Source organism: Mycolicibacterium phocaicum, from assembly GCF_010731115.1.
GTDB classification, from domain to species: Bacteria; Actinomycetota; Actinomycetes; order Mycobacteriales; family Mycobacteriaceae; genus Mycobacterium; species Mycobacterium phocaicum.
The window spans coordinates 2,403,490-2,416,855 of record NZ_AP022616.1; the positions used below are offsets into that span (position 1 = coordinate 2,403,490).

14 protein-coding genes are annotated in these 13,366 nt (G+C 67.8%); 1 reads left to right on the forward strand and 13 read right to left on the reverse strand.

Translation table 11 applies throughout. The annotated features are described in order from the left end of the window. Positions 1-8 precede the first annotated feature (8 nt). From G6N46_RS11480 to fadD1, 11 genes are all read right to left on the reverse strand, one after another. Complete coding sequence (locus G6N46_RS11480) at positions 9-272, reverse strand: F0F1 ATP synthase subunit C (protein WP_020104130.1); 264 nt, start codon at positions 270-272, stop codon at positions 9-11. 76 nt (positions 273-348) lie between these two features. Then, a complete protein-coding gene (gene atpB / locus G6N46_RS11485; protein WP_174814043.1) occupies positions 349-1,101 on the reverse strand; it encodes a F0F1 ATP synthase subunit A in 753 nt (250 codons plus the stop codon). A gap of 8 nt (positions 1,102-1,109) precedes the next feature. Continuing rightward, the gene (locus G6N46_RS11490; protein ID WP_234880679.1) at positions 1,110-1,583 is read right to left on the reverse strand and encodes an ATP synthase subunit I; all 474 of its coding nucleotides are present in this window, start codon (positions 1,581-1,583) and stop codon (positions 1,110-1,112) included. A 259-nt stretch (positions 1,584-1,842) separates the two neighbouring features. Beyond that, positions 1,843-3,039 carry a glycosyltransferase family 4 protein gene (locus G6N46_RS11495; protein ID WP_060998857.1) on the reverse strand — a complete coding sequence of 399 codons (1,197 nt, stop codon included), beginning with the start codon at positions 3,037-3,039 and terminating at the stop codon, positions 1,843-1,845. Next, positions 3,036-3,695 (reverse strand): L-threonylcarbamoyladenylate synthase, encoded by a 660-nt coding sequence (locus G6N46_RS11500; protein WP_064857753.1) that lies wholly within the window; start codon positions 3,693-3,695, stop codon positions 3,036-3,038. Before G6N46_RS11500 ends, G6N46_RS11495 begins: the two co-directional genes overlap by 4 nt. A 45-nt stretch (positions 3,696-3,740) precedes the next feature. Further along, positions 3,741-4,565, reverse strand: coding sequence for a peptide chain release factor N(5)-glutamine methyltransferase (prmC, locus tag G6N46_RS11505; protein ID WP_163693141.1), 825 nt, complete (start codon positions 4,563-4,565; stop codon positions 3,741-3,743). After that, entirely contained in the window at positions 4,565-5,644 is a 1,080-nt protein-coding gene (gene prfA / locus G6N46_RS11510) for a peptide chain release factor 1 (RefSeq protein WP_138249510.1), read from the reverse strand. The genes prmC and prfA overlap by 1 nt, the downstream gene beginning before the upstream one ends. A 100-nt stretch (positions 5,645-5,744) precedes the next feature. Beyond that, complete coding sequence (rpmE, locus tag G6N46_RS11515; RefSeq protein WP_020104122.1) at positions 5,745-5,981, reverse strand: 50S ribosomal protein L31; 237 nt, start codon at positions 5,979-5,981, stop codon at positions 5,745-5,747. Positions 5,982-6,109: 128 nt separating this feature from the next. Next, complete coding sequence (locus G6N46_RS11520) at positions 6,110-7,417, reverse strand: RNA polymerase sigma factor (RefSeq protein WP_407665093.1); 1,308 nt, start codon at positions 7,415-7,417, stop codon at positions 6,110-6,112. After that, the gene (locus G6N46_RS11525) at positions 7,365-7,706 is read right to left on the reverse strand and encodes a YciI family protein (RefSeq protein ID WP_061003022.1); all 342 of its coding nucleotides are present in this window, start codon (positions 7,704-7,706) and stop codon (positions 7,365-7,367) included. The genes G6N46_RS11520 and G6N46_RS11525 overlap by 53 nt, the downstream gene beginning before the upstream one ends. A gap of 77 nt (positions 7,707-7,783) precedes the next feature. After that, positions 7,784-9,346, reverse strand: coding sequence for a fatty-acid--CoA ligase FadD1 (gene fadD1 / locus G6N46_RS11530; protein WP_138249511.1), 1,563 nt, complete (start codon positions 9,344-9,346; stop codon positions 7,784-7,786). 149 nt (positions 9,347-9,495) lie between these two features. Here fadD1 and G6N46_RS11535 point away from each other — a divergent pair, with 149 nt between their 5' ends. Further along, entirely contained in the window at positions 9,496-10,095 is a 600-nt protein-coding gene (locus G6N46_RS11535; protein WP_135355158.1) for a TetR/AcrR family transcriptional regulator, read from the forward strand. Positions 10,096-10,161: 66 nt separating this feature from the next. Here G6N46_RS11535 and rho read toward each other — a convergent pair whose 3' ends face one another. Together rho and thrB are read right to left on the reverse strand one after the other, a co-directional pair. Next, positions 10,162-12,144, reverse strand: coding sequence for a transcription termination factor Rho (gene rho / locus G6N46_RS11540; protein WP_061003025.1), 1,983 nt, complete (start codon positions 12,142-12,144; stop codon positions 10,162-10,164). Between the two features lie 291 nt (positions 12,145-12,435). Continuing rightward, complete coding sequence (gene thrB / locus G6N46_RS11545) at positions 12,436-13,365, reverse strand: homoserine kinase (RefSeq protein ID WP_138249512.1); 930 nt, start codon at positions 13,363-13,365, stop codon at positions 12,436-12,438. Between the last annotated feature and the right edge of the window lies 1 nt (position 13,366).

Sequence of the window (13,366 nt, forward strand, 5' to 3'; positions counted from 1 at the left end):
TCGACGGATTACGACAGGCCCGGGGTGGCGAACACGAAGAGCGCCATGAAGGCCAGGTTGATGAAGTACGCGGCTTCCACCAGACCGACGGTGATGAAGAACGGGGTGAACAGGCGGCCCTGGGCCTCCGGCTGACGGGCGATGCCCGAGATCAGCGCGTTACCGGCGATACCGTCACCGATACCGGCGCCGATGGCGCCACCGGCCATGATCAAGCCACCGCCGATGAGGGCGCCCTGGATGATAGTGGCGTTCGTTGCTGCGTCGGCCATTCTCTTTTTCCTCCTTGGTAACTGGTAGCTGCGCTACCAGGGTCTTATTTGTGGTTCCTACAGGTCTTGCGGGTACTCAGTGGTGCTCGTCGAGTTCCATCGACTGGCTGAAGTACAGGATCGTCAGCAGCGCGAAGATGAACGCCTGGATCAGGCCGACGAACAGGTCGAAGGTCTTCCAGATCGCGTTCGGCGCCCACTGCACGTACCACGGGAACATCGCGATCAGCGCGACCAGGATGCCGCCGGCGAACATGTTGCCGAAGAGTCGCAGAGACAGCGAGACCGGCTTGGCGATCTCCTCGACGATGTTGATCGGCGCCAGGACCGCGACGTGGCCCTTCAGCAGCTTCTTGAAGTGGCCGAAGACGCCGCGGCGCCAGATGCCCGCCGCGTGGTAGCAGAGGAACACGAACAGCGCGAGCGCCAGCACGTAGTTGATGTCCGAGGCCGGCGGGGCCAGCAGTTCCTTGGCGCCACCGTCTTCCCCACCGAACTGCACCGGCAGGACCGACAGCCAGTTGGAGATCAGGATGAAGGTGAAGATCGTGACGGCCAGCGGCAGCACGAACGGCGCGATCTTCATACCGATCGCGGTCTCGATCTGCTGACGCATCTGGATGGTGATGGCCTCGAAGAACAGCTGCACACCGCCGGGCACCCCGGTCGAGGTCACCTTCGCCTTCACGAAGAACGCCAGCGCGATGACGATGACCGCGGCCACGCTGGTGGCGATGATCGTGTCGACGTTGAAGGTGTAGCCCCACAGCTCGTGCTGCTCGTGGTGGCCGACCTCGATGGCGGCCTCGGCGGTGAATTGTTGAATCACTTGGGTCGTCAGTCCTTTGCTTCTGATCCGTCGTGTGCTTCTGGTTGGTCGACGCCGCCACCGTTACGTTGGCCGGCTCGGACCTTCTTCATCACCGGCAATGCGGTGCTCATGACAAGAATCGCCTGGAACAGCGCCACTCCGAACAGCACGCCGATACCGGCCGGCTTGAAGAGCCACGTGATCAGCAGGGCGATCACCGAGATGAGCACCAGCCGCATCGCGGAGTTGGCGGCCATCTGCATCTTCAGCGGGTGGTCCTTGGCGGTGACCTTGGCGACCGCGCGACGGACCAGCAGTGCGTTGGTGAGACCGAGCGCCATCCCCAGGCCGAAGAAGGCGCCGAACTTGAAATTGCCACTCACTGCGTAGCCGCCGCCGAGCGCGACAGCCGTTACGAGGAGCGAGATAGCAAACAAACGAACGGGCTGAAAAGCCACTGCCGGCAACACCAGAGGCGCGTCCTGCGCTGGTGTCGTCATGGTGTTCACCTCAATCCCGCGGTCACGAGTGCCGTCCCCATATACCTGGCAATCCTGTGTGCGTGCCCACAGAGCGTATCGAAGGTCACATCGAGCGCGTCGGGCACACTGGAATCACCCAAGGGGAAGCTCCCTTTGTCGGTCGTCATTCGGCGCCGATCGGCTTGTGTGAACCGATGGGCCGGGCCGGCAACCCGCGAGGTTTTTCGGGTTCTGCCAGAACCGTACCACATGGTGAGCACCCAAAAACGGGCACCTACTACTTTTTGTCGTACTCGCCTTCTGGCAGGTCATCGCGCCGCCGCAGGAGCGGGATCAGGGTGAAGATCGCGGCCAGGAAGATGGCTCCGAGCATCACCGCACCCGTGTACCGGGGGTCGAAGAAAATGGTGCTGGCCGCCCCGAGGGCCACGATGCCCACCCATAGGTAGATCAACAGCACGACGCGTCGGTGCGAGTGACCGATCTGCAGCAGCCGGTGATGCAGATGCATCTTGTCGGGGCTGAAGGGGCTGAGTCCGGCACGGGTGCGGCGCACGATGGCCAGGAGCATGTCGAGGGCCGGCACGAACATCACCGCAACGACCAACAGGAACGGCGACAGCAAAGCAAATACGTCGCGCGCGCCGTAGGCGTTCTGCGAGATGGGGCCGGCGGCGGTGGTCGATGCGGCGGCCAGCATCAGACCGATGAGCATGGACCCGGAGTCCCCCATGAAGATGCGGGCCGGATGGAAATTGTGCGGCAGGAAACCCAGGCACGCGCCGGCGAGCACCACCGAGATGACGGCGGGCGGGTAGAACAGCACGTCACCACCATGGTCGCGCAGCAGTCCGACCGAGAAGATGCAGATGGCCGACGCGGTGATGAGCCCCAGCCCGGCGGCCAGGCCGTCGAGGCCGTCGACGAAGTTCATCGCGTTGACGATCGAGACCGTCAGCGCCAGGGTCAGCAGGATCGAGGACGCCTGGTCCAGCACGATGGTGCCGACGCCGCCGATCGGGATGTACAGCACACTCCACGCGACGCCCATGGTAACCAGGACGCTGGCCGCGGTGATCTGGCCGGCGAACTTGGTCAGGGCGTCCAGGCCCCAGCGGTCGTCGATCAGGCCGATGAGCATGATCAGGCCGCCGGCCACCACCACCGCCGGCATACCGGACGAATAGACGAAACCTCGTGTCAGCGCGGGCAATTGGGACGCCAGCAGGACCGCGGCAGCCACGCCGACGTACATGGCCAGCCCGCCCATCCGCGGGACCGGCTGGACGTGGACGTCGCGTTCGCGCGGGTAGGCGACGGCGCCGAAACGGAACGCCAGCGCCCGCACCCAGCCCGTGGCGAAGTAGGTGATGATCGCCGCGGTCAGACCGACCAGCACCAGCTCGCGGAGCGGAACCCCGGTGCCGCGATCGATCTGCGCGAGCAGCCGGCCTGCGTCGGCAACTACGGTCACGACACCTCGCCGGTCAGGGACTCCGGTTCGACGCCGAGCACTTCGGCGATCTGCGCGACGGCGATCGGCCCTTCCCGCAGCACGCGCGGCGTCGCGCCGGTCAGGTCGACGATCGTGGACGCGGCCTGCTTGGTCGCCGGCCCGGCGTCCAGGTACACCTCGACCTTGTCGCCGAGCTGCGCCCGCGCCTCGTCGGCGTTGACCGCGGGCGGCTGCCCCGAGATGTTGGCGCTGGACACGGCCATGGGACCGACCTCACGCAGCAGCTCGATCGCCACCGGGTGCAGCGGCATGCGCAGCATCACGCTGCCGTTGGTGTCACCGAGGTCCCACGACAGCGACGGGGCCTGGCGCACGACCAGGCTCAACGCGCCGGGCCAGAACGCCTCGATGAGGTCCCGCGCGGCCGGGGGCACGGCGTAGACGAGCCCGTCGATGGTGCGCCAGGACCCGACGAGGACCGGGACCGGCATGTTGCGGCCCCTCCCCTTCGCGGCGAGCAGTGCCGCGACGGCCTCGCTGTTGAAGGCGTCGGCACCCAGGCCGTAGACGGTGTCGGTGGGCAGCACGACCAGACGGCCGCCCTTGAGCGCACTGATAGCCGAGGCGATCCCGGTGGCGCGCTTCTCCGCATCACCGCAGTCGAACGTCTCCATCCATCACTCCTCACGCAAGCGTTTCGTCGGCTGCCATGACCCGTTTTACCGTCGGGTCGCGGTGACGAACCGGGGCCGCCCGGTCAGATCGCGCCGAGCGGTGATGTCACCGAACGTACCGTCGCGGTCCAATGCGGCCACCACCTGATCGGCTGTGGTGTCGTCGTGTTCGATGCCCACCTTGCCGCCCGGACGCAGTAACCGGGCCGCCAGCGCGATGATCGGCACGATGACGGACATGCCGTCGGGCCCTCCGAACAGGGCGGTGGCCGGGTCGTGGTCGATGACTTCGGGGTCGAGGTCGGCGCCGTCGGGGATGTACGGCGGGTTGGACACCAGCAGGTCCACTGTGCCGGTCCTGTCTGACAGCAGGCTGGGAACGGTGACGTCGGCTTCGAGCACCTCGACGGCACTGCCCTCGCAATTGCGCCGGGTGTAGACCAGGGCATCCGGGGACTTCTCGACGGCCACGACGTGCGCCTGCGGCCAGGTGTGTGCCAGGGCGAGGGCGAGGGCACCCGAGCCGGTGCACAGATCCACGATCACCGGGCGCGGCGGCAACGGCTGGTTCATGGCCCACTCCAGCAGCGCCTCGGTCTCCGGGCGCGGGATGAACACCCCGGGACCGACGTGCACTTCCACCGGACCGAAGGCCGCGGTTCCAATCAAGTGCTGCAAGGGAATTCGCTGCGCGCGCCGCTCCACCAGGTCGCGGAAACGCGGATAGAACGCCGGGTCGGGCTCGGTGAACATCACCCGGGCCCGGTTTACCCCAGCGGCGTGGGCGGCGAGGTACTCGGCGTCGACCCGGGCGGAATCGATACCCGCGGCGGCCAACTGCGAGGCCGCCTCAGTGATGGCCTGACGGATCACTCTTGCGCGAGCCGGGCCTGCTTGTCGGCGGCCGCGAGGGCGTCGAGCAGCGCGTCCATGTCGCCGTCGAGCACCTGGTCGAGGTTGTGGGCCTTGAAGTTGATGCGGTGATCGGCGATCCGGTTCTCGGGGAAGTTGTAGGTCCGGATGCGCTCGCTGCGGTCGACGGTCCGGATCTGGCTGGCGCGGTCCGCGGAGGCGTCGGACGCCGCCTGCTCCTCGGCCAGCGCCTGCAGGCGGGCGGCGAGCACCACCATGGCGCGGGCCTTGTTCTGCAGCTGCGAGCGCTCGTTCTGGCAGGTGACGACGATGCCGGTGGGCAGGTGCGTGATACGCACCGCCGAGTCGGTGGTGTTGACGCCCTGACCACCCTTGCCGGATGACCGGTAGACGTCGATCCGCAGATCCGATTCGTCGATCTGCACCTGCTCGACGTCTTCGGGCTCCGGGTAGACGAGGACGCCGGCGGCCGAGGTGTGCACGCGGCCCTGCGACTCGGTGACGGGCACGCGCTGCACGCGGTGCACGCCGCCCTCGAACTTCATGCGCGACCACACGCCGTCGGCGGAATCGCCCTTGCTGGCGATGGTGATGGTGGCGTCCTTGTAGCCGCCGAGATCCGACCAGGTTTCGTCGAGCACGGTGACGGTCCAGCCGTGGCGCTCGGCGTAGCGGATGTACATGCGCGCGAGGTCGGACGCGAACAGCGCCGACTCTTCGCCACCCTCACCGGATTTCACCTCGAGGACGACGTCGTCGGCGTCGTGCGGATCGCGCGGGGCCAGCAGGTCGGTCAGCTTGGCGTCGAGCTCGGCGACGCGGGCCTCCAGCTCGGGCACCTCCGCGGCGAATGCGGCATCCTCGGCGGCCAGCTCACGGGCGGCTTCGAGGTCGCCCTGGGCGGCCTCGAGCTTGCGGTAGGTGACGACGATCGGCGACACCTGCGCGAAGCGGCGGCCGACCTTGCGGGCGGCGCCGGCGTCAGCGTGCAGGTTCGGGTCCCCCAGCTGCCGCTCGAGATCGGCGTGCTCGGCCAGCAGTGCCTCGATGCGGGGCGCGGTATCGGTCTGTGCCACTTTCGGACTCCTGCAGTTGTTCTGGGGTGCCGGACGCTGGATACGAAAACGGCGCCCGGACCTGACGCGAATGCGACAGATCGGGCGCCGCCCGTCGAAGCTAGCTCTCGGACGCGGCCTTCGAGCCGGCGGTGCGCTTGCCGTACCGCTTCTCGAAGCGGGCCACGCGGCCGCCGGTGTCGAGAAGCTTCTGCTTGCCCGTGTAGAACGGGTGGCACTGCGAGCACACCTCGACAACGATGTTGCCGCTTTCCTTGGTGCTACGAGTCTGGAAGCTGTTGCCGCAACCGCAGACCACGGTGGTCTCGACGTATGCGGGGTGAATACCCGATTTCATTTCATGGTCCTCTGTGTTCGATGGCGCCGGGTCGCCCGAGAATTCGGACGTGAACCGGAACCGAGGGGGTTCGGCGGTCGATTATGCCAGGTCAGCCGCCAAGGTCCTAAACGCCTGCGGGCCGGTGACTATTCCTCGGCGGAGCGCTGTCCCAGCTCAGCCAGCCGACGCTGCAGAAATCGTCGTTCCGGCTCGGTCGTCGTCAAGGTCAGGGCGCGCTCGAACGCGCTGCGCGCCTCGTCGGTCCGGCCCAAACGGCGCAGCAATTCCGCCCGTGTCGACGGCAGATAGCGGTATTCGCCCAGATCAAGGGCATCGATGAGCCCGAGCGCCCGCGCGGGATCGCCCGCCTCGGCGACGGCCACCGCCCGATTGAGCGCCACGACCGGCGATCCCGTGAGCTGTTCGAGCCGCTCATACAGGACGACGACCTCGTCCCAGTCGATCTCCGCGTCGGCCTGCAGCGAGGCGATGGCTGCCTGCAGGACGTATGGCCCGGCGGCCAACCGTAGGGCCAGCGCGCGGTCGAGGGCGGCGCGGCCGGCGTCGACCTTGGCCTGGTCGTACCGCGTCCGGTCCTGCTCGGCGAGGGGCACCACCCGGCCGTCGACCACGCGGGCCGCGCGCCGCGAATCGTGCAGCAGCATCAGGGCCAGCAGCCCGTAGGCCTCTGGTTCGTCGGCCAAGAGGTCGGCGAGCAGGCGGCCGAGCCGGATCGCTTCGCCGGCGAGGTCGCCCCGCTCGGTGAAGCCCTGGTTGAAGATCAGGTAGATCACCGCGAGCACCGCCGCCACCCGGTCCGGCAGCATCGGGTCGGCCGGCAGGGCGAACGGGATGTTGGTCGCCTTGATCTTGGCCTTGGCGCGGGACAGGCGCCGCTTCATGGTGTCCTCGGACACCAGGAATGCCCGCCCGATCTCGGCCGTCGTCAGCCCGCCGAGCGCCCGCAGCGTGAGCGCCACCTGGGCCTCACGCGCCAACGCCGGATGACAGCACATGAACATCAGTTGCAGGCGCTCGTCGCCGATGGTGCTGTCATCGAGGTCGATCTCGTCCATGGTCGTCGCCTGTTGATCCGCGTGGAGCAGCCGGGTCTTGGCGCGCAGCGTCTGCTCGCGGCGCAACCGGTCGATCGCCACGTTGCGGCCAGTGCGCACCAGCCACGCCACCGGCGCGTCGGGCACACCGTCGCGGGACCACCGCTCGGCGGCACGGACGAACGCCTCCTGCGCGGCATCCTCGGCGAGTTCGAAGTCGCCGAGGATGCCGATGAGCGCGGCCAGGACCCGGCCCCACTCCCGCTGGAAGATGGCGTCGATCAGTAGCTCAACCCTCCCCGTCGCTTCGCTCGCCCCGTTGCCCCTTCCCGTCGCTTCGCCCGCCCTACCCCTCGCCCGGGACGTCGAAAAGCGGCCGTACCTCGACGCCGCCGCCAAGCCGCACAGCCGGGATCCGCTGGGCGAATTTGAGGGCTTCGTCGAGATTGTCGACGTCGATGACGAAGTAGCCGGCGAACACCTCTTTGGTGTCGGCGAAGGGACCATCGGTGATCAGGTCGGCCCGCACCGATGTCGCGGTTTCGACGGGCTGCAGGTGACCGCCACCGACGCACTGCGGTTCCTGACGAAGCGCCGCGTACTCGGCACTCAGGGCCGCGTGCTCTTCCTCGGTGATGTCGGTGTCGTGGCTGCCCGGCTTGATGTAGATCAGCGTTGCGTATTTCATCGTTGTCTCCTTCTGGGTTGATCGTCCAACAGCAGTGAGACGAACGGGGACCCATTGCGGGGACACGACGGTCGAAATCAGTTTTCGGCGCGCGGTGTGTACTCCGTACCGTCGCGCTTCCACACCACCCGGCCGGCCGGATCGGCGCCCAAGGCGACCAGTTCCCGCTTGAGAATTTTGTTGGTCGCGGTGCTGGGCAGGTCGTCGGCGAGCCAGATGTACCGCGGCCACGACTTCGGGGACAGGTCGGGCTGTGCGGCCAGGAATTCCGCGAACGACTTCGGGTCGAGGGTCTGGCCGTCGCGCAGCACCATCGCGGCCATCACCTGGTCGCCGACGAACTCGTCAGGCACCGGATAGACCGCGACGCGGCTGATCACGGGATGGCGCAACAGGATTCGTTCGATGGGCGCCGCGGTGATGTTCTCACCGTCCACGCGCATCCAGTCCGCGGTGCGGCCGGCGAGGTAGATCCAGCCGTCGGCATCGCGGTAGGCCAGGTCGCCCGACCAGTACATGCCGTGCCGAAGCCGCTCGTCCGTCGCGCCCTGGTCGTTGTGGTAGCCGCGGAACATGCCGCTGCCGTCGGTGTTCACCAGCTCGCCGGTGGCCGCCTCGGCATTGATCAGGGCGCCGGTGCCGTCGAAGCGCGCCACCTCGCACTCCTGGACAGTCTTGGGGTCGTAGATGGCGACACCCGGGAAGCCCTTGCCGACGCTGCCGGCCGGGGTCCCCTCGGAGCGGGTGATGATGATCGCGAGCTCGGTAGAGCCGAAGCCGTCCCACACGCTGCAGCCGAAGCGGCGGCTGAACTCGTCGATGTCGCGGTCGGCGGCCTCGTTGCCGAATGCGACGCGCAGCGGGTTGTCGTGGTCGTCGGGCTGCTCGGCGGTGGCCAGGATGTAGGCCAGCGGCTTGCCGACGTAGTTCATGTAGGTCGCGCCGTAGCGGCGGATGTCCGGGAGGAACCGCGACGCGGAGAACTGCGCGGGTGCCATCGCCGCGCCGGACGCGAGTGCGACGCCCCAGCCGGCGTAGACGCCGTTGGAGTGGAACAGCGGCATCGCCAGATAACAGGTGTCCTTGTCGGTCAGTTCGTAGCGCTGGACGAGCGCCACCGCGGAGAACAGCACGATGGAGTGCGCGACCTCGACGGCCTTGGGTTCGCCGCTGGTGCCGGAGGTGAAGATCATCATGAAGGTGTCGTCGGGCCCGACTTCACGATGCGGGATGAGGTCCTGCTGCGGCCATTCGGTCGCCGTGACGTCGATGACGGTGACGCCGGGCAGGCTGAGGCCGTCGAGCAGATCGCGGTGCTTGTCGTCGACCAGGACGATCTGGCATTCGACGCGCGCGATGTCGCGGGCGAGCGCCGCACCACGACGGGTGTTGTTGATGCCGCACAGCACGTAGCCGCCCAGTGCCGCGGCGGCCAGCGCCGTCAGCATGTCGGGGGTGTTTCCCAGCAGGGTGCCCACGTGCAGCGGCCGCAGTGGGTCGGCCCGGCCGATCAGGGCGGCGGCCTGCGCCCGCGCTTCGCCGACATACTCTCGCCAGGTCCGGGTTGTCTCGCCGTACTTCACGGCGAGGGTGTCCTGGTCGGCGCGTTCGCGAAGCAACTGCTGAAGGGTGTCCGTCATTTGGGCTCCCGGTGCGGTGGGCGATCACGCAGACCACCCGGAGTGAACAGATTCTTGAAAGTGTCTACCATGGTTGACGGGTAGCGCAATAGCGGCAGCGCCCTGGCAGAATCGTCGTTCGCCCGGTTGACATGTGAGGAGACATCCCGGTGGCAAGCCCAGAATCCCCGAAAAGCGTGCGCGATCGACTCATCGACGCCGCCGAAGAGTGCATGCGCGCCAAGGGAATTCGCGCCACGACGGTATCCGAGGTCGCCGAGGCCGCCGGCGTCTCCCGCGGGTGGCTGTACCGGCACTTCCCCGACAAGGTGACGCTGCTGGGCGCCGCGATCGTCCGGCTGAACAACGCCTACTGGACCGACGCGCACGCCATGCTCGCGTCGATCGAAGGCCTGGACAACCAGATCGTCACCGGAATCCAGCACGGCCGCACCGCCTATGACGACCCCGGCGCGCTGTTGATGAAGCTGCGCGTCGAGGAGCCCGACGAGTTCGCCGCCTGCGCCGGTGCGGGCGTGCAGGGCCTGGTCCCCGACCTCGCCGATTTCTGGTCCCGCTACCTCGTCGCCGCCCGCGACAACGGCGAAATCCACCCCGACACCGATGTCGACGACGCCGCCGAGTGGATCGCGCGCGTCATCCTGTCGCTGGCCACGATGCCCGGACGGCGGTTGGACGCCAACAGTGCCGACGAACTGCTCGCACACGTGCGGCGGTACGTGATGCCGGGCCTGAAGGCCCAGCCGTAATTCGACGACCACACGCAAAAGCCCCCGAAATCGGCTGATTTCGGGGGCTTTTGCGTGGGCCGGCGCCTAGTCGGCGTCCATGTTGCCCGGGGCCGTCTTCGAGACCTGAACCAGGAACTCGTAGTTGGTCTTGGTCTTGCGCAGCTGGCTCATCAGCAGGTCGATGGCCTGGTGCGGGTCCAGACCCGACAGCACGCGACGCAGCTTGTGCACGATCGCGAACTCGTCCGGGCCGAGCAGCAGCTCGTCCTTACGGGTACCGGACGGGTTGACGTCGACGGCCGGGAACACGCGACGCTCGGCGATCTTGCGGTCGAGCTTGAGCTCGGCGTTACCTGTGCCCTTGAACTCCTCGAAGATGACGGTGTCACCGGTGGAACCGGTCTCGACCATCGCGGTCGCGATGATGGTCAGCGAGCCACCGTTCTCGATGTTGCGCGCCGCGCCGAGGAAGCGCTTCGGCGGGTACAGCGCGGTGGAGTCGACACCACCGGACAGGATGCGGCCCGACGCCGGCGACGCGTTGTTGTACGCGCGGCCCAGACGGGTGATCGAGTCCAGCAGCACCACGACGTCCTTGCCCTGCTCGACCAGGCGCTTGGCCCGCTCGATGGCCAGCTCGGCGGCCTGGGTGTGGTCTGACGGCGGCCGGTCGAAGGTCGAGGCGATGACCTCACCCTTCACCGAGCGCTGCATGTCGGTGACCTCTTCCGGACGCTCGTCGACGAGCACCACCATGAGGTGGCATTCCGGGTTGTTCTTGGTGATCGCGTTGGCGATGTCCTGCATGATCGTCGTCTTACCGGCCTTCGGCGGGGACACGATCAGCGCCCGCTGGCCCTTACCGATCGGCATGATCAGGTCGATCACACGCGTGGTCAGCCGCTCCGGCGTGGTCTCCAGGCGCAGCCGCTGGTTCGGGTACAGCGGGGTCAGCTTGGTGAAGTCGGGGCGGTTGCGCGCGGCCTCGACCGGACCGCCGTTGACGCTGTCCAGACGCACCAGCGGGTTGAACTTCTGGCGCGGGTTGTTGCCGCCGCCGCCGGTGTTCTCACCCTCGCGCGGCACCCGCACGGCGCCTGTCACCGCGTCGCCGCGGCGCAGTCCGTTCTTGCGGACCATGTTCATCGAGACGTAGACGTCGTTCGGCCCGGCCAGGTAGCCCGACGTGCGGACGAACGCGTAGTTGTCCAGCACGTCGAGGATGCCGGCGACCGGCTGCAGGACGTCGTCCTCGCGCAGTTCGGTCTCGGCGTTCCCGCCCTGGTTGTCGCCGCGCTCGCCACGACGACGACGGTCGCGGTCACGGAACCGACGGCCGCGACGGCCCTGGCGGCTGTCGTCGTCGTCGTCGTTGTTGTTGGAGTTGTCGCCCTGGTCGCGGTTACCACCCTGGTTGCGGTTGCCGCCCTGGTTGCGGTTGCCGCCCTGGTTGTCGCCGCCGCGGTCGCGGTTGCCACCCTGCTCGCGGTTGCCGCCCTGGTTACCTTCGGCCTTGTTGCCGCCCTGGTTGCTGTTGTCGGCGTTCCGCTCGCGGTTCCGCTCCTCGCGGGGGGCGTCGGCGTTCTCGGTGTTCTCGGCCTTGTCCGCCTTCTCGGCGGGCTTGTCGCCGGCATCACCGGCGTCGCCGTCGGCGGGCGCGCCGGCCCGGCGCGATGCGCCACGGCGCTCGCGGCGCGGGGCCTGCTCGGCCGCGGGGGCGTCACCGGCGGCAGCGTCGGTGTTGGTCGCCGCCGGGGCTTCCTTGGCCTCGCTGGGGGCGTCGGTGCCGTTCACGGCCTCGGCGGTCTTGGTCTCGTTCTTGGCTTCGGCCTTGGCGGCTTTGGCCTCGGTCTTGGCGCCGTTGGCCTCGCCACGGTGCTCGCGGATGGCGGCGATCAGTTCGCTCTTGCGCATCCCGGAGGTGCCCTTGACGCCAACCTCGGCGGCGAGCGCGCGCAGGTCGGGGAGCAGAAGGCTGGTCAGCGATCCGGAGCGTCCGGCCGCCGGCGCTTCAGTTGCCGGCGCATCAGTGTTGCCGTCGGCGGTGAAGAGGTCCGTATCAGTCACGGATTTCCTTTCTGTGCCCTCGCGCAGCTGATCAGGCGAGGGTTGTGTTCGCAGTCGGACGGCTTCCCCGAACCGCATTCGTCAAATGCCGGGTCGGCTGCGCAGTGCAACAGCCAAGCGCCAGGATTTGCCGCCGTGCGGCGAACCATCAGTCCACGAGTTGAACATCTAAGAGAAGAGTGGTCGTCCTACCGTAGGCGCAGGTACTAGAGCCTGCGATTGCTGGACGCTGCGAGAATATCTCTGATCCGACAATGAAGCAAGAATTGCCACTCCGGCGTGTGCTTTCCGTCAGACGCCGGCGCCGACAGTCCAGCGGACCCCTTGGCCCACCGCCATCTTCTCGACGGCGAAACCGTTGGCCGCGCCGAATTCGAGGACTTCGGCCGGCAGTTCAGGCTCGGTACTGAATGCGATAACCGCAGGTCCAGCACCGGAAAGCACCCCTGCCACCCCAGAACGCCGCAGCATCGCCAGATATTCCGCGGAGGCCGGCATCGCCGCCGCGCGCTGCGGCTGGTGCATCACGTCTTCGGTGGCGGCCATCAACAAATCGGGGCGCTGCGTCAGCGCCACCACCAGCAGGGCGGCACGGCTGACGTTGAACGTGGCGTCCTTGTGCGCGATCTGCTCGGGAAGCACCGCCCGGGTCTCCGCGGTCGATGACCGCACCTGCGGAATCGCCGGGAACAGATGGATGTCGGGATGCAGCGTCAGCGGCGCGGCCGCGTAGGTCGGGCCCGGTTCGGTCCAGGACACCACGGCACCGCCGAGCACGGCGGCCGAGGCGTTGTCCGGGTGGCCCTCGAATTCCGACGACAGCTGGACCAGCTGCTCGAGCGTCAGCGGCTGCGAACCCGACTGAGCGATAAGACCATTGGCGACAGCCAGGCCACCGACCACCGCAGCGGCCGACGAGCCGAGGCCACGCGAATGCGGAATCACGTTGCGGCACTTGATGTTCAGACCGGAAACCGATACGCCGCCGGCGGCCAGGCCACGCCGGATCGCGCGCACGACCAGATGGGACTCGTCGTCCGGAACCTGCCCGGCCCCCTCCCCCGTCACCTCGATGGCGAGGCCGGAATCGGTTGTCTCAGCCTGAATCTCGTCGTACAGGCTCAACGCCAGGCCCAGGCTGTCGAAGCCGGGGCCGAGATTGGCGCTCGAGGCGGGGACGACGGCGGTGGCGAGCAGGCCGGCGGGCAGGTTCTCGGTCACT

Coding starts and splice junctions, on each gene's coding strand:
- G6N46_RS11480 (WP_020104130.1), bottom strand. CDS start 272: ATGGCCGACGCAGCAACGAACGCCACTATCATCCAGGGCGCCCTCATC.
- G6N46_RS11490 (WP_234880679.1), bottom strand. CDS start 1,583: ATGACGACACCAGCGCAGGACGCGCCTCTGGTGTTGCCGGCAGTGGCT.
- G6N46_RS11500 (WP_064857753.1), bottom strand. CDS start 3,695: ATGGAGACGTTCGACTGCGGTGATGCGGAGAAGCGCGCCACCGGGATC.
- rpmE (WP_020104122.1), bottom strand. CDS start 5,981: ATGAAATCGGGTATTCACCCCGCATACGTCGAGACCACCGTGGTCTGC.
- G6N46_RS11525 (WP_061003022.1), bottom strand. CDS start 7,706: ATGAAATACGCAACGCTGATCTACATCAAGCCGGGCAGCCACGACACC.
- fadD1 (WP_138249511.1), bottom strand. CDS start 9,346: ATGACGGACACCCTTCAGCAGTTGCTTCGCGAACGCGCCGACCAGGAC.